We start from the raw sequence: 14,450 nt of genomic DNA, 5'->3' as shown, positions 1-14,450 counted from the left end.
ACGCATGAACTCAGTGGAACCGGCGCAAACCGGCCAGGTAGATAGCAACGTTGCGGATACGCCGCGGGTTGATACCGCGCGGGTAGAGCGGGCCGTGCGGGAAATCCTCACCGCTATTGGTGAGGACCCGAACCGCCCCGGCCTGGTGGATACTCCCGCGCGGGTGGCCCGCGCTTGCGCGGAGATCTTCGCCGGTGTGGGCAAGGATCCCGATGCGGTGCTCGATGCCCAATTCGCGGAGGACTTCCACGAAATGGTGGTGGTACGGGATATCACCTTCTATTCCATGTGTGAACACCATCTGCTGCCTTTCTTCGGGGCGGCCCATATTGTCTATATCCCCGGGGAAGAAGGGAAGGTTACCGGCCTATCCAAACTGGCCCGGCTGGTAGAAGGCTACGCGCGCCGCCCCCAGGTGCAAGAGCGCCTCACCACCCAGATTGCCAATGCGCTGCGCGACCGCCTGGGTGCGGCCGGGGTACTCGTGGTGGTGGAAGCCGAACATATGTGCATGACCATGCGCGGGGTGCGCAATTCCGGTTCACGTACCGTCACCTCGGCGGTGCGCGGCATGCTGCGTAAACCGAGCACCCGCGCCGAAGCCATGAGTCTTATCGAACGGGGAGCCTGAAATGCCAACACCTATGCCATTGCGCGATCCGGAACTCCTTGGGGGATCCCGCACCCGCGTTATGGGTATCCTCAACGTCACCCCCGATTCTTTTTCCGACGGCGGGAGCTGGGCCACGGTCGATACCGCCATCGCGCACGGCCATGAACTCATCGCCGCCGGGGCGGATATCATCGACATCGGTGGGGAATCCACCCGCCCGGGTGCCACCCTCCTCAGCGCCGCGGAAGAATGGGAACGTATCGGGCCGGTGGTACGCGAACTAGCCGGGTATATCCCCATCTCGGTTGATACCTACCACGCGGACACCGCGGCGCGGGCCTGCGCGGCCGGCGCCCGCATTATCAACGACGTGACCGGTGGGCGCGGGGACAGCGCCATGTGGGAAACCGTGGCCGAATCCGGGGCCTACTATGTACTCCAACACGGGCGCGGCGATGCACAAACCATGAACTCCCTAGCCGGCTACCGCGCTATCGGGCGCGAGGTGAGCACGGAAGTGCTCGAGCGCGTGGCCGGCGCCGTTGCCGCCGGAATTGCTCCCACCAGGATCATCATCGACCCGGGCTTCGGCTTCGCAAAAATGGGCGACGACGATTGGCGCCTGGCGGCCCATATTGACGAATTCCTGTGGGCTGGCATGCCGGTCCTCATCGGAGTTTCCCGCAAACGCTTCCTCGCCGAAGTGACCCCGGAAGGCCTACCCGCCAGCGGGCGAGACGGCGCCACCGCGGCACTGAGCACCTATTTCGCTGAAAAAGGCGTGTGGGCGGTGCGGGTTCACGATGTAGCATCCTCGCGGATCGCGGTGGATACCGTGGCCAAACTGCGCGAATGCGGACTGGTCTCCACCTCCCAACCCGGAGTAGCCCGCCCCGAAAACGCGGGAGCTACGGAGGCCGCGCGGTCATGATGGGAGTACCCCCACGTATCCACAATGCCCTCGCCATGCTCGGATGCTGCCTGGATACCGTGAGCATCACCGGCGTGGAAGTATCCGCCCGGCACGGCGTCTACGCGGAAGAACGCGAAGCCGATCACCCTTTTATTTTCGACGTCGCAGCTCTCGTGGACACCAGCGCGGCCGGCCACGCAGATGACCTCGCGGCCACAATCTCCTACGCGGATCTGGCAGAGGATGCCCGCACGGTCGGGGAAAGTGCTCCCGTGAGCTTGATCGAAACACTGGGGGAGCGGGTAGCCAGCCGGGTTCTCGCGCACGGGGCCCTGGCCACCGAAGTTACCGTGCACAAACCCGAAGCCCCGGTGCCGGGCCGCTTCGCGGACGCCCGGGTCACCGTGCGCCGCCTGGCAGCTATTGCTCGCGGCGGAACCATGCGGGAAATGGTGATTGGGATGGGTGCGAACCTGGGGGAACGCGAAGAAACTCTTAGCGCTGCCCTCACCCAGATTGCCGCGCTCCCCGTCCATATTGACGCGGTCTCCTCATTCCATACCACCGCGCCCGTGCTTGCCCCCGGGCAGGAGCCGCAACCGGATTACCTCAACGCGGTACTGCGCCTGACCACCGAACTGTCTCCCCTAGAAGTGCTGGCCGCACTCCGTGCTATTGAGGTGCGGGCCGGGCGCCAGCGCCGCATCCAGTGGGGAGCACGCACCCTCGACCTTGATATCGAATGGGTGGAAGGAGTACGCAGCACCCACCCGCTTCTCACCCTTCCCCACCCGCGTGCCCATACCCGCGCCTTCGTGATGGAACCCTGGCAAGAAATCGATCCGGAGGCCACCGCAAAACTGGAACGCGCCCGGATACGCGAGCACGCGGGTGCCGGCTGCGGCGTCGGCCCCGATACGGGCGGGCACGATGCGTAATCTACGAGCCTTTCTGGGGTGGGGCGCGGCCGGCGCCTTAGCGGGTGAAGCGCTACGGCGCCTCCTCGCCGCGTATCCGGTCGCCGTGCCCGCCTTTGCCGGGCTACCGCTACTCCTCATCGCCGCGGTGCTGCTCTGGTATGGCTGGCGGGTGCGGCGCCTACGCCGCGGACGTGTCGAATCCCTTTCGCACCTGGCCGCGCTGCGGGTGGCAGCCGGCGCGGCAGCGGGACTGCGCAGCGGGGCGCTCCTGGCCGGCGCGGGCGGCTTGCTCGCGATCATGAGCGCGCTGGGCTCCACCTCTTTTGCCCGGGCGAGTGCGCGAGCCTGGGGGATTCTCACCGCCGCGGCGTTGGTGCTCGCGGTAGTCGGATGGATCGTGGACACCTGGTGCCGGATTGAGCGGCGGTAGCCGGGTGCAGGTTTCGTTGCGCCGCGGCAAGCGCGGGTGTTTTTCGGGGCCAGTTTTTATGTCACACCCCTTTGGTAGCGTTAACCCATGGTGACTACCCCTCTTGATCCCGGGCGGGACTATCGTGCAGTGTCGCGCAAACTCTTCACGGTGCGATGGATTATCGCCGCGTGCTTCTGGCTCGTGCTCCTCATCGCGCTCGCGGTGGCTGGATTTATTGCGCGCCCCGAACCACTCGCCTATTACGCGCCCCTGCTGGGGCTGCCCATCCTCGGTTTCCTCATCCACCTGCGTATCGTGTCCCGGCAGGTGAATCACCTCGGTTACGCCATGGATGATATTGCGCTGCGCCTGTGCCGCGGGATCATGTTCCGCCGCATTGACGTGGTGCCTTACGGGCGTATCCAAACGGTGGATGTGCAATCCGGGCCGCTGCTGCGCCGCTTCGGGCTCGCGAAAGTAACCCTCCACACCGCCTCCATGGAAACGGATGCAGTTATCACCGGCCTGCCTACCGCGGAAGCGGATGAGGTGCGTGAGCGTCTCCTTCACCTCGGCGTAGCCGAAATGGAAGGGGTCTAAATGGCCGGCACCGAAATATCCCCGGAAGCGGGAAGCGCGATGGGACTAAACGGCGCGCTGCCGGCTGCACCTGGTGAGCTGGCGGGCACGGCAGGCGTGGTGGGTACGCCGGGCGCGCTGCCCGTAGCTCCGGGCGCGTTACCGATTGCGCCCGGAGTGAGTAGCACCGCGATCTCGGGCACCTGGCAGCCGGTCTCGAAATGGACGCCGTGGAGCTCGCTGCTCTCGTTGTGGTTCTTCGTGCTGGTAGCGGGTGGCTGGATTATTATTCAGCGCCTGGAGGATACCGATTCGCCCGGAATTGTCTGGAGTGAATTCGTGGATCTGCTGCGTTCCTTCTGGCTGATCGCGGTGGGTATCGCGGTGGGAGTCACCCTCATTACCGGGATCATCGCGGCCATCCAATGGCGGCATATGGCCTGGATGTTTGATGCGGACGGGGTGCATATGCGCAGCGGCGTGCTATTCAAACAGCACCGCCACGTGCGCTGGGATCGCATCCAAAGCGTGGATGTCACCCAAAAACTCCTCGCCCGGCTGGTGCGCCAAGCCAGCCTGACTATTACCTCCGGTGGAGAAAAAGTAGAGATCGGGTGGCTGGCGCTGCCCCACGCTGAAAAACTGCGGCCCCTCGTACTATCGCTCGCGGATAAAATGCGTAACGGGGATAGCTCGGAAGTTCCCGATCTTGCCACCGTCAGCACTCCGGAAGCGCGCCCGCACCTCTACGCCATGTCCGCGCGGCGGTTCCTCGCCTCCCTAGTGCTGTCCCCGCGAATCTTCCTCGCTATCATCACGGTGGCCGGATCGGTCACCACCTATGTGCTTACCGATGAAGGCGGCTCCTTCGCCCTCCTCTTCCTTATCATCGCGCTGATATGGCAGCCCGTGAGCTCCCTGCAAGCTAATTGGGGAGCCCGTATCTCACCCACGGCCGAAGGCGTGGAAAAACAAGAAGGGCTCCTATCCCGGCGCACCCTCGGGCTACCTTCCTATCGCGTCCACGCGCTGGCCTTCAAAAAACCTAATTTGTGGCCCGGATGGTGGAAAGTAGAAAGCTGCGTTATTTCCGGCTCGATTTCCGAAGCGATGGAAGCAGCCAAGACCGCAAATGATGCCCTGGTCCCGGTAGGAACGGTCGAGGACGTCCTCGCCGTTGCGCGTGAACTCGGCTTCGCGAAAGATGCCGAGGGTGGCGCTCTCCCTGAGGCCGATTCCCCGGCGCGCCCACCTCACACCGGGGTGCCCAGCCTGGCCCAGCTGCGCAGCTATCTTCTTGATGATAGTGCCCTCCCCGGATTCATCCCCAATCCGCGCTCCTCACGCTGGTTGGATCCCATCGGGTGGAAACGCTCAGGTATTTTCGTGGGTGAGGATGTCATTATTATGCGGCACGGCTGGTTCTGGTACCGCAAAGTAACAATTTTGCTGCGTGAACACTACCAATCCGCCATTATCAGCCAAGGCCCACTCGAACGCCGCTTCCAGCTCGGTACCCTCCGCTGGGCAACCGTGGGGCTTTCGGTAGATGCCCACGCCAAACACATGGATGCTGCTACCGCCAGCCGTGTCCTCACCGCCACCGTCCGCGAACGTGGGAACGGCCCGCGCGGCTGGCACCCCGAATTACCTCCGGCCGGCCCCACCGCGCCATCAGCCGTGCGGCCCGCCGCGCCGCCAGCGGCACCCACTCAGCCGGGCGCGCCTACGGCGCCGTCGTACCCCCAAGGGAATGACAATAGTCCCGGGTCGGGCCGCAGCCCGGTTCCCGAAAGTGATTTCGTCCCGGTACAAGAGTGAAACACGTCGCGTAGCCGCACTTTTATATTTTTCTACATCTAGGATTATTCCTATGCTTAATATCTACGGCCCGGGTGGTATTGGTGGGCTCATCGCGGGAGTTCTCGCGCACAACGGTCAAAAAGTCGCGGTTGTTGCTACCGAGCGCACCGCCGATGCTATTAACCGCAACGGAATTGTTATTAAATCCAAGCGGTTCGGTAATTTTACCGCGCAGGTGCCGGCGCTAACCAGCCCGGCCCGCGGTAGCGAAATCCTGCTCTGCACCAAGGCATACACCCTCCCCAGTATCGAAAAGTCCATTCGTTCAGCCCGCCCCAAAGAAGTGGGAGCGCTCTTCAACGGCTTCGATCACGCCCGTGCTATCCACACCCTCACCGAAGGGGAATCCTGGTCCGGCTCCGTCTACACCATCAGCGAACGCACCGCGCCCGGAGTTATCGAACACACCTCCCAATTCCTCAAAGTGGAAATGCCCGACACCGCCATGGACGGCGAAATCGCGCGCGTACTTCTCAATGGTGGAATTGACGTTTTCTTCCGCGGTACCGAAAACCAGGTCCTGTGGCGCAAACTCCGCAACCAATGCGCCATGGCCCTGCTGACCGGTGCCACCGGGCTGCCCATCGGCCGCGCCATGGAACGCGCCCCGGAACTCACCGAAGCGATGTGCACCGAACTGGCCCGCATCGCCACCATGGAAAAAGTTCCCACCCGCCCCGCGGAAATTCACGCGTGGCTGCGCCGCCTCGCACCCGATGCACACTCCTCGCTCTCCCGCGACCTGCGTGACGGCAACCGCACTGAAATCCACTCCCTGGGTACCGCGGTTCTCGAAGAAGCCGCCCGCCTCGGTGTACCCGCCCCGGCCATCACCGCCGCGCTCTCCGCGATCGACGATCGGTTGCGGGGCCGCAAGTGACACCGGGCCGGATGACCGTAGGGATCATCTCGGCCGGAAAAGTTGGAAGCGTCCTCGGCGCAGCCCTGCGGGCCGCCGGCCACACCATCATCGGTGCGGTGGCCCGCAGCAGTGCCAGCCGCGAACGCCTCGACGCACTCCTCCCCGCAGTACCCGCGCGCGAAACTGAATACCTACTCTCCCGTGCGGATCTCATCCTCCTCGCGCTGCCCGACGCCGCCCTGCCCGGCGTCGTGGAACACGCCGCCGGGCAGGGATGGTGGCGCCCCGGCCAGCTCGTCATCCACACCAGCGCGCGCTTTGGCACGGGCGTGCTCCGGGACGCTGCCGCCGCTGGCGCCCTCACCCTCGCCCTCCACCCGGCTCTGACCTTCACCGGAACCTCCCTCGATATGCGCCACCTCATCGGCGCCACCTGGGCGGTTACCAGCTCCGCGCCGCTCCTGCCCATCGGTATGGCCCTCGTGAGCGAACTCGGGGGAGAACCCAGTGTGCTCGCCGAAGAAAACCGCGGACTCTACGCCGCCGCCCTCACCCATGCCTCCCGGCACACCGCGCTCCTCGCCGGCCAAGTTCAACGCATGCTCGCAGCCGCCGGCCTCGAACCAAGCTTCGCCCGCGGGCTCCAAGAACAAGCGCTCGCCATGGCCGACGCCGGCATCGAACTCATCAACGCGCCAGCTAGCGGCGACGTCGCCGGAAAAAACGAAGGTGACCCCACCCCGGACGATATTGCCGCGGTCGAAGCCCTGGCAGCCACCGGGAATTATCCTGATATTCCGCCTGTCTATCGGGTGATCCGGGCCGCGTCACGTGACCGAGCGGCGCGGCGTCGTCTACCATGACCATGTGAGTGAATTTCTTGATAGTGAAACCCCGGAACAGATGCGTATCCGGTTGGACAAGCGTGCCCGCCTGCTCGCGGAAGGAACCGAAGCCTACCCGGCCGAACTTCCCATCACCTCCACCATCCCGGAGATTCGGGAACAATACAGTGATATCGAAGCTGGCGAAGAACTAACCGAGACCTCGGTGGGCATTGCCGGGCGTGTCATGCTCTCCCGCACCGGCGGCAAAATTGCTTTCGCGACCCTCCAGGACGGGCGCGGTAACCGCCTCCAGGTGATTCTCTCCCTCGCACACGTGGGCGAAGAACGTCTGGCCGCCTACAAACAAGACGTAGACCTGGGCGATTTCATTTTCGTGTCCGGGCATGTGGGGGCCTCCAAGCGCGGGGAACTTTCCGTTTTCGCCCACGAATGGCAGATGGCCTCCAAGGCCCTGCGCCCGCTGCCCAAGATTTACCAGAACGAAGCCGGCGAAGACGTTGCCCTCAACGAAGAATCGCGGGTGCGGATGCGCCACCTCGACCTCATCACCCGCCCGGCCGCCCGTGATATGGTGCGGCTGCGTGCCGGGGTCGTGAAATCGTTGCGCGCCAATTTCGACCGCCGCAGCTACGTGGAAATTGAAACCCCGATCCTGCAGCCCATCCACGGCGGCGCGGCAGCCCGGCCCTTCCAAACGCATATTAATGCTTATGATGAGGACCTCTACCTGCGCATCGCCACCGAGCTCTACCTCAAGCGCGCGGTAGTAGGCGGCGTGGATCGCGTCTTCGAAATTGGGCGGAACTTCCGCAACGAAGGCGCCGACTCCACCCACTCCCCGGAATTCACCGCCCTGGAAGCCTACCAGGCTTACGCCACCTACGATACGATGGCCGAACTCACCCGGGACCTCGTCCAGCAGGCCTGCCTGGACACCCTGGGCACCACCACCGTTACCCTGAATGACGGCACCGAATATGACCTGGGTGGTGAATGGCAGAAACTCGATCTGTACGAATCGGTGTCCGCCGCCGTGGGTGAAGAAATCACCGTGGATACCCCGCGCGAACGCCTCGAAACTCTCGCGGAAGCCCACGATATCGCAATCGCACCCTTCTGGGTCAATGGCAAAATCGTGGAAGAACTCTTCGAAGAACTGTGCGGGGACCAGCTCTACGCCCCCACCTTCGTGTACGACTTCCCCGAAGACACCTCCCCGCTCACCCGCCCGCACCGCACCAAGAAGGGCCTGACCGAAAAATGGGACCTGTACGTGCGGGGCATGGAACTGGGCACCGCCTATTCCGAACTGGCCGACCCGGTGATCCAGCGCGAACGCCTCACCCAGCAATCCATCGAGGCCGCCAACGGCGACCCGGAAGCCATGCAGCTGGACGAGGATTTCCTCGCCGCCATGGAACAGGGCTTCCCGCCCACCGGCGGCATGGGTATGGGCATCGACCGCCTCCTCACCGCCATGACCGGTCTGGGGATCCGCGAAACGATCACCTTCCCCTTCATTAAACCCGGGAAGTAACCCGGCCCGAAAACAATTTTTCGGTACGACGACGCCCGCGCCGCGGAGGCCCAGCCCCCGCGGCGCGGTTGCGCATCTGGCGGAATGTAAGTTGCCCACTAAAAGAAACGTGATGAACTTTCCTATTTATTTTCGGGCCTGCTCACGGTAATCTTCCAAGTAGTTCGGTGCCACGCCCGGCTTGCCGAACCCTGTTTCCCGTGTGCAAAGGTGCCCGTCCATGAAGAAAACTGACACCATTTTCCAGGTCATCAAACTCCTGCTCGGTCTTATCATCGCGGCAGCCCTCGTGAAGTTCGCATTTTTCCCCAACCAACGCACCTCCACGGAACTCGTGGCCCAGGGGGATTTCACCATCCCCACGGTAATGGCCATGCCGGGGGATATCGATAATTCCCTCACGCTGGATGCCACCGTCATGCGTAATCCGGCCACCCCCGTGCGGGCCACCGCCAACGGCACCGTGGATGTGGTTGATGTCAAAGCGGGCGCCGTCGTCAATGAAGGCGACCGGCTGCTACGTATCCGCCACGAAGAAGAAAAAACCACCGCCGCCACCGTGGAAACTTTTGAGGACGGTACCGAGGTGGAAGTGCCCGGTGAGCCCTATATTGAAGTGAGTTACGTGAATGTGCTCGCCCCGGTGGGTGGCACCGTGGCGGTGGATGTGCTCGTGGGCCAGCCGGTATCTATCGGGGAAAGCATTGGCTCGATTACCCCGGCCACCTACCACGCGCGGGTGAGTGTGAAACCCGAACAGCTTTACTCGCTGGCCTCGCTGCCGCCGGCCGGGCAGCTTGCCGTCACGAACGGCCCGGCGCCTTTCGACTGCGCCAATTTGCGCACGGTCACGGAAAAAACGGGCGCGGGGGCGGGCCTGAGCGGTAAAGAAGCCGAAGCACGCGGCCTGGATAGCGCCAGCGGTACCGTGCAGCCGGCTCTCATCTGCGATATCCCCGCAGACCAGCAGGTGTATGACGGTTCGGCCGCGAAACTCACCATTCCGGGGAGTAATACCACCGGGGTGCTGACCGTGCCGGTGAGCGCGGTGGAGGGGCGCTTCCGCGAGGGCGTGGTTTACCTGCCCGCGGCGGACGGCGGTAAGCCCACGAAGCGTACCGTGCAGCTCGGGGTGACGGACGGGCGCCAGATCCAGATCACCGGCGGGCTGGAAGAAGGCGAAGAAATCCTCCAGTACGTGCCGGCCGCGCAACCCGCGCCCGACCCGATGATGGGGATGTGATGTTAGAGCTTGAGCAGGTGACCCGCACCGTCACTCTTCCGAACGGCCGCCCCCTGCCAATTTTGCGCGGGGTGGATCTGCGCATCGAACGCGGGGAATACGTGGCGATTATGGGCCAGTCCGGAACGGGGAAATCCACCCTCCTCAATATCATCGGGATGCTCGACCTACCCGATACCGGTTCCTATCGTTTTGAGGGCCGCGATGTGGCAGAGCTGAGTGAATCGGCGCGCGCTCACCTGCGCGGCTCCCTTTTCGGTTTCGTTTTCCAGCAGTTTAATCTTTTCCGCGGTCGCACCGCCGCGCAAAACGTGGAAGTGCCCCTGTTGTATTCGGATACCGCCACTATTTTTCGACGCCGCAGCCTCGCCGCCCAGATGCTCGATCGGGTGGGATTAGGGGATCGCCTGGATGCGATGCCCTCCCAGCTCTCGGGTGGGGAACAGCAGCGGGTGGCCCTCGCCCGGGCACTCGTGCGCCGGCCCCAGGTTCTTCTCGCGGACGAACCGACCGGCGCTCTCGATGTGGATACCGCGGGGAGGGTCATGGATCTCATGGAAAGTATGGCGCGGGAAAATAACGCCACCTTCATTATGATCACCCACGATCCGAAAGTGGCCGCCCGCGCGGATCGTCGCTTCACCATTCACGATGGGCTCGTCTGGCCGGAGGAAAAATGACACGCATTTTCGGGGCCGTGCTCGAAGCCTGGGAAGAAATACGAGTGGATCGCGGTCGGGTTATTCTCTCCCTCGTCGGGGTTGCGGCCGCGGTGTGGGCAATGGCAACTGTTCTCGCCCTGGGCCAGCTCATTAGGGCCGCAGGGGAACACCAGCTCGCCCAGTGGGATGGCAAACCCGGTACCGTCAATATCGGGGTGTATAGCACCGGCGGGGATAAATTCTCCGATCCGTACGCCGACCCTTACGCCAATCCGTACGCGAATCCCGCGGTTCCGCCCACCGGAGCGCAGTTGGGTACCCTGGCAGGCGCCCAGGCCAGCGAGGATATGTTCAGCACCACCGTGGCCGAATATATGGAGAGCGCCGGGGCGAATTATTGGACGCGCTCGCGCATCTCCTATGTGTCCCTCGCCTTCCCGCCGGTGCTGGCCGGAGCGGGCGGCACCGGCGATATTCAGGACCTCGAGGGCTGGGAATCGGAAAGTATGGCCGGAGCGGAAGCCGGTAGCGAGTTGGAAAGCACCGGCGGCGCGGTAGCAGGTGCCGAAGCCGTGGGGGATGGTTCCGCTAGTACCGAGTTCGGCGAAGGCGGCACCCCCGGGTACGGGATGATGGAGTCACGTTACGAAATGCTCGCGGTGGATCCGGCCTACGGCCCTCTCTTCGATGTGCAGCTTATCCGCGGGCGGTGGCTGACCGAAGCGGATGGCGAACGCCTCATGAACCCTGCCGTCGTTAACGAAATGCTCTACAAAGAGATGGGTGAGCCTTCGCTGGCCAGCTACCCGCAGATCGCGCTATCCGGACCCACCGGGGTGCGGATGACGGTAGTCGGGGTGGTCGCGGACCGTTCACGCTGGGACAGCCCGCGCCTGCACGTGCCTTATGAGAGCATGGCCGCCGCCGCGATGGCCCAGCTATCTCCCATGGATTCCGCCACAGTTTCGGTGCTGGTGCCCCGCGGGGAAGAAGCGGAAGCCCAGAAGGTCCTCGTTTCCGTACTCCAGGGCCGCCTGGGTAAGAACTACCAGGTTGAAGGCCAATTCATCGAAAGTCAGATGCGCGGCCAGGAATCCACCGAACGCCAGGTCACCGCGATTATCGCGGCCATCGGCGGGATCGTGATCCTGGTGGGTGCCCTGGGACTGCTCACCGTCTCCATCGTCACGATGAAACAGCGGGTGCGGGAAATGGGGATCCGCCGCGCGATGGGCGCCTCCGCGCGCCGTATCTTCACCTCGGTATTCCTGGAATCCGTGGTGGCGACGACGGCGGCCGGTTTCATCGGGGTCATCGCCTCGATTATCACCATCCGCACCGCGCCCCTAGCCCGGTGGCTCGATCTGCCTTTCGCGGTGGATAGCGTGGGGTACCCGGTACTGGCCGCTTTTATTGGCCTGGCGATCTCCGCCGGAGTGGGAGCACTTTGCGGGATTATTCCGGCCACCATGGCGCTGCGCATCAAACCTATTGACGCCATCCGCTTCTAGGTAGGAGCACGGCGGGCTAGGCTAAAGCCATGAAAGTACTGCTCCCCAATAGCTTTGCTCTTTCCCTCCCGCCCGAAGCGGGCATCACCTGGGTGACTTTTGATGTGAACGCACCCATCCCGGAAGAACACCGTGACGCTGCGGCTCTCGTGGTCTGGTTAGATCCCCGTGCGGCTGAGCACGTGGCCCAGCTTCCGCATCTCAAACTCCTTCAGGGCATGATGGCCGGCGCGGAAAGCCTGCACGCCACCAACCCGCCCGCCGGAGTCATCCTCGCCACCGCGAACGGCCTGCATGACGCCACCGTATCCGAACACGCCATCGCGCTCGCGCTCTACCTGGTGCGGGACCTGCGTATCGCCACCGAAGAACAGCGCAACCACCGCTGGTCCCGCGATCGCATCTTCTTCACTGAGCTGCGCCCCGGCGGGCGCCTGACCAGCCTGCTTGGCGCGAAGGTAACCATCTGGGGTTACGGGCATATCGGGCGCCACCTGGCCGGGATGCTCAAAGTTTTCGGGGCGCAGGTGCGCGGCCTGGCCACCTCCCGGCGCACCGAGGGAGATGTTGAGGTGTACGACGGCGCTAACCTCGCCCAGCGCGATGAGATCCTGGCCGATACCGATGTCCTCATTCTTATCCTCCCCGCCACTGAGGCCACCGCCAACGTGGTGGATGCGAGCGTCTTTGCGGCCCTGCCCAATCACGCCGTCGTCGTTAATGTGGGGCGCGGAAAAACGGTGAATGAAGATGATCTGGCTGCCGCGCTGCGCGAAGGAAAAATCGCGGGTGCCGGCCTGGACGTGACCGCCACCGAGCCGCTCCCCGCGGATTCGCCGCTGTGGGATCTGGCCACGATTATTACCCCGCACACGGCCGGCGGGCGGCCCGTGGGCGCCGAGGAACTCATCCTCGCCAATGTGCGGGCGCTGCGCGACGGAGGGGAGTTTATTAACCGGGAAGCCTAAGTACGCCACGATTCCTCCAATAAACAAGAGCCCGGGACTACCACCCGGCGGCAATAGTGCGCTACACTCCTTAAACTGACATACAGTTCAGCTCAAGGAGGAGTAGTGATGTCATCACATGAGGAAACGCGGCAGGGCAGGCCCGCCGCCGAATCTGAGGATACCAGCGCGCAATTCGCTGCCGCGCACCCGGACACTTTCGCGCAGTACCTCAAGCGCCGCGGCATGGTGTTCTTCGTGGCCTACCTCGGGTACGTGTGCGCGTACCTGGTCCGCAATAATTTCAAACTCCGCTCCGAAGCCCTGCGCCTGGAGAACGACTGGAGCCTGCCGCAAATCGGCCTGGTTCTCACCATGTTCACCATCACCTACGGCTTCGGGAAATTCTTTATGGGGATGCTGTCCGACCGCGTCTCCCTGCGCCGCATTTTTGCCGGCTGCCTGGGGCTTTCCGCGATCCTGTGCATCGCCATTGGCTTCACCACGAACTTCTACCTGCTCGCGGTGCTCATGTTCCTGCTCGGCTGCGCGCAGGGGGCGCTGGCGCCCTCATCCATGGCGATGATCGCGAACTGGTACCCGAATAAAACACGCGGTTCCGGTATCGCGATCTGGAATACCTCGCAAAACCTGGGCGGGGCGCTGCTGCCCCTCATGATTACCTGGCTGCTGGCCCTGGGTGGGCCCAGCGGCGGGGCGATTGCCTTCTGGGGCCCGGGCCTGGTGGTCTTCGGTTTGTCCATCTTCTTCTGGAAGTACGGCGGGGACCGCCCCGAAGCCGAAGGAATGCCCACCCTGCGCCAGATCTACGGCAAGGCCGGCGAACCGAATACCGACGAAACTCCCGACGAAAGCTACTGGCATATCCTCGTGCGTTTCGTTTTCACCTCCCCGCTGGTCCTCACTGTGGCTTTTATCAACGCCGCGCTCTACTTCCTGCGGTTCGGGGTGCTCAACTGGATGCCGGCCTTCCTCGGCACCGAAATGGGCTTCACGGAAGCCCAGTACTCCACCGCCTTCTCGGTGCTGGAATGGATCGCCATTCCCGGATCCTTCCTCTTCGCTTGGATTTCCGTCAAGCTTCCCAACCGTCAGTCCGTGGTGGGCTTCCTCGGGCTGCTGTGCCTGGCTGGCCTTATCTGGGTCTACATGGGCAACGACAATTACGTGGTGCTCCTCATTGTTTCTGGGCTTATGGGGGCACTCATTTACGGCCCGCAGTTGATCGTCAATATCCTCACCCTCAACTTCGTGCCGCTCAAGGCGGCCGGGGTGGCGGTCGGTTTCGTGGGGCTCTTCGGTTACATCGTTGGTGAGATGGGCGCCAACCTTATTATGCCGATCCTCGCTGAACGCTTCTCCTGGGCGGCGTCCTTCACGTTGCTCGCCGGGATCGCGGTGGCGGCCGGGGTTATGTACCTCTCCTTGTCGCGGCGCGAACAGGCTGTGGTGCAGGCATAATAGTTGCCGCAGCATAATTTATTACGACGACGCCGGCGCGGGGCCCGAGGATTCGGGC

General features: G+C 63.5%; 14 protein-coding genes. All 14 read left to right on the top strand.

Going from position 1 to position 14,450, the window contains the following annotated elements:
* The first annotated feature begins 4 nt into the window (after nt 1–4).
* Nucleotides 5–631 (top strand): GTP cyclohydrolase I FolE, encoded by a 627-nt coding sequence (gene folE / locus ACRQEG_RS07280; RefSeq protein WP_320758297.1) that lies wholly within the window; start codon nt 5–7, stop codon nt 629–631.
* Between the two features lies 1 nt (nt 632).
* The gene (folP, locus tag ACRQEG_RS07275; RefSeq protein WP_320758298.1) at nt 633–1,544 is read left to right on the top strand and encodes a dihydropteroate synthase; all 912 of its coding nucleotides are present in this window, start codon (nt 633–635) and stop codon (nt 1,542–1,544) included.
* Nucleotides 1,541–2,464, top strand: coding sequence for a 2-amino-4-hydroxy-6-hydroxymethyldihydropteridine diphosphokinase (folK, locus tag ACRQEG_RS07270; protein ID WP_320758299.1), 924 nt, complete (start codon nt 1,541–1,543; stop codon nt 2,462–2,464). The genes folP and folK overlap by 4 nt, the downstream gene beginning before the upstream one ends.
* On the top strand, nt 2,457–2,876 hold the full coding sequence (locus ACRQEG_RS07265) for a DUF3180 family protein (protein WP_435730751.1): 420 nt from the start codon (nt 2,457–2,459) through the stop codon (nt 2,874–2,876). The genes folK and ACRQEG_RS07265 overlap by 8 nt, the downstream gene beginning before the upstream one ends.
* Before the next feature lie 87 nt (nt 2,877–2,963).
* The gene (locus tag ACRQEG_RS07260; protein ID WP_274735709.1) at nt 2,964–3,458 is read left to right on the top strand and encodes a PH domain-containing protein; all 495 of its coding nucleotides are present in this window, start codon (nt 2,964–2,966) and stop codon (nt 3,456–3,458) included.
* On the top strand, nt 3,459–5,258 hold the full coding sequence (locus ACRQEG_RS07255; RefSeq protein ID WP_435730752.1) for a PH domain-containing protein: 1,800 nt from the start codon (nt 3,459–3,461) through the stop codon (nt 5,256–5,258).
* A 52-nt stretch (nt 5,259–5,310) separates the two neighbouring features.
* Nucleotides 5,311–6,180, top strand: coding sequence for a ketopantoate reductase family protein (locus tag ACRQEG_RS07250; RefSeq protein WP_016441804.1), 870 nt, complete (start codon nt 5,311–5,313; stop codon nt 6,178–6,180).
* Nucleotides 6,181–6,191: 11 nt separating this feature from the next.
* Entirely contained in the window at nt 6,192–7,025 is an 834-nt protein-coding gene (locus tag ACRQEG_RS07245) for a Rossmann-like and DUF2520 domain-containing protein (protein WP_320757613.1), read from the top strand.
* A 40-nt stretch (nt 7,026–7,065) separates the two neighbouring features.
* Nucleotides 7,066–8,547 (top strand): lysine--tRNA ligase, encoded by a 1,482-nt coding sequence (lysS, locus tag ACRQEG_RS07240; protein WP_435733832.1) that lies wholly within the window; start codon nt 7,066–7,068, stop codon nt 8,545–8,547.
* Between the two features lie 220 nt (nt 8,548–8,767).
* Nucleotides 8,768–9,790, top strand: coding sequence for an efflux RND transporter periplasmic adaptor subunit (locus tag ACRQEG_RS07235; RefSeq protein ID WP_320757612.1), 1,023 nt, complete (start codon nt 8,768–8,770; stop codon nt 9,788–9,790).
* Nucleotides 9,790–10,470: an ABC transporter ATP-binding protein gene (locus tag ACRQEG_RS07230; protein WP_016441799.1), complete on the top strand. Its 681-nt coding sequence runs from the start codon at nt 9,790–9,792 to the stop codon at nt 10,468–10,470. Before ACRQEG_RS07235 ends, ACRQEG_RS07230 begins: the two co-directional genes overlap by 1 nt.
* Nucleotides 10,467–11,963 carry an ABC transporter permease gene (locus tag ACRQEG_RS07225; protein WP_320757611.1) on the top strand — a complete coding sequence of 499 codons (1,497 nt, stop codon included), beginning with the start codon at nt 10,467–10,469 and terminating at the stop codon, nt 11,961–11,963. Before ACRQEG_RS07230 ends, ACRQEG_RS07225 begins: the two co-directional genes overlap by 4 nt.
* 29 nt (nt 11,964–11,992) lie before the next feature.
* Nucleotides 11,993–12,931, top strand: coding sequence for an NAD(P)-dependent oxidoreductase (locus ACRQEG_RS07220; protein WP_320757610.1), 939 nt, complete (start codon nt 11,993–11,995; stop codon nt 12,929–12,931).
* A gap of 108 nt (nt 12,932–13,039) precedes the next feature.
* Nucleotides 13,040–14,392, top strand: coding sequence for an MFS transporter (locus tag ACRQEG_RS07215; protein WP_016441796.1), 1,353 nt, complete (start codon nt 13,040–13,042; stop codon nt 14,390–14,392).
* Nucleotides 14,393–14,450 lie beyond the last annotated feature (58 nt).

It is taken from the genome of Actinotignum stranguriae, from assembly GCF_051265215.1.
GTDB lineage: Bacteria > Actinomycetota > Actinomycetes > Actinomycetales > Actinomycetaceae > Actinotignum > Actinotignum schaalii_C.
Note: the sequence above shows the minus strand (reverse complement) of the source record. Positions and strands in the feature narration are given on the sequence as shown.

Coding starts and splice junctions, on each gene's coding strand:
- ACRQEG_RS07230 (WP_016441799.1), top strand. CDS start 9,790: ATGTTAGAGCTTGAGCAGGTGACCCGCACCGTCACTCTTCCGAACGGC.
- folP (WP_320758298.1), top strand. CDS start 633: ATGCCAACACCTATGCCATTGCGCGATCCGGAACTCCTTGGGGGATCC.
- ACRQEG_RS07255 (WP_435730752.1), top strand. CDS start 3,459: ATGGCCGGCACCGAAATATCCCCGGAAGCGGGAAGCGCGATGGGACTA.
- ACRQEG_RS07235 (WP_320757612.1), top strand. CDS start 8,768: ATGAAGAAAACTGACACCATTTTCCAGGTCATCAAACTCCTGCTCGGT.
- ACRQEG_RS07250 (WP_016441804.1), top strand. CDS start 5,311: ATGCTTAATATCTACGGCCCGGGTGGTATTGGTGGGCTCATCGCGGGA.
- folE (WP_320758297.1), top strand. CDS start 5: ATGAACTCAGTGGAACCGGCGCAAACCGGCCAGGTAGATAGCAACGTT.
- ACRQEG_RS07260 (WP_274735709.1), top strand. CDS start 2,964: ATGGTGACTACCCCTCTTGATCCCGGGCGGGACTATCGTGCAGTGTCG.
- ACRQEG_RS07215 (WP_016441796.1), top strand. CDS start 13,040: ATGTCATCACATGAGGAAACGCGGCAGGGCAGGCCCGCCGCCGAATCT.
- ACRQEG_RS07245 (WP_320757613.1), top strand. CDS start 6,192: ATGACCGTAGGGATCATCTCGGCCGGAAAAGTTGGAAGCGTCCTCGGC.
- ACRQEG_RS07225 (WP_320757611.1), top strand. CDS start 10,467: ATGACACGCATTTTCGGGGCCGTGCTCGAAGCCTGGGAAGAAATACGA.
- folK (WP_320758299.1), top strand. CDS start 1,541: ATGATGGGAGTACCCCCACGTATCCACAATGCCCTCGCCATGCTCGGA.
- lysS (WP_435733832.1), top strand. CDS start 7,066: ATGCGTATCCGGTTGGACAAGCGTGCCCGCCTGCTCGCGGAAGGAACC.
- ACRQEG_RS07265 (WP_435730751.1), top strand. CDS start 2,457: ATGCGTAATCTACGAGCCTTTCTGGGGTGGGGCGCGGCCGGCGCCTTA.
- ACRQEG_RS07220 (WP_320757610.1), top strand. CDS start 11,993: ATGAAAGTACTGCTCCCCAATAGCTTTGCTCTTTCCCTCCCGCCCGAA.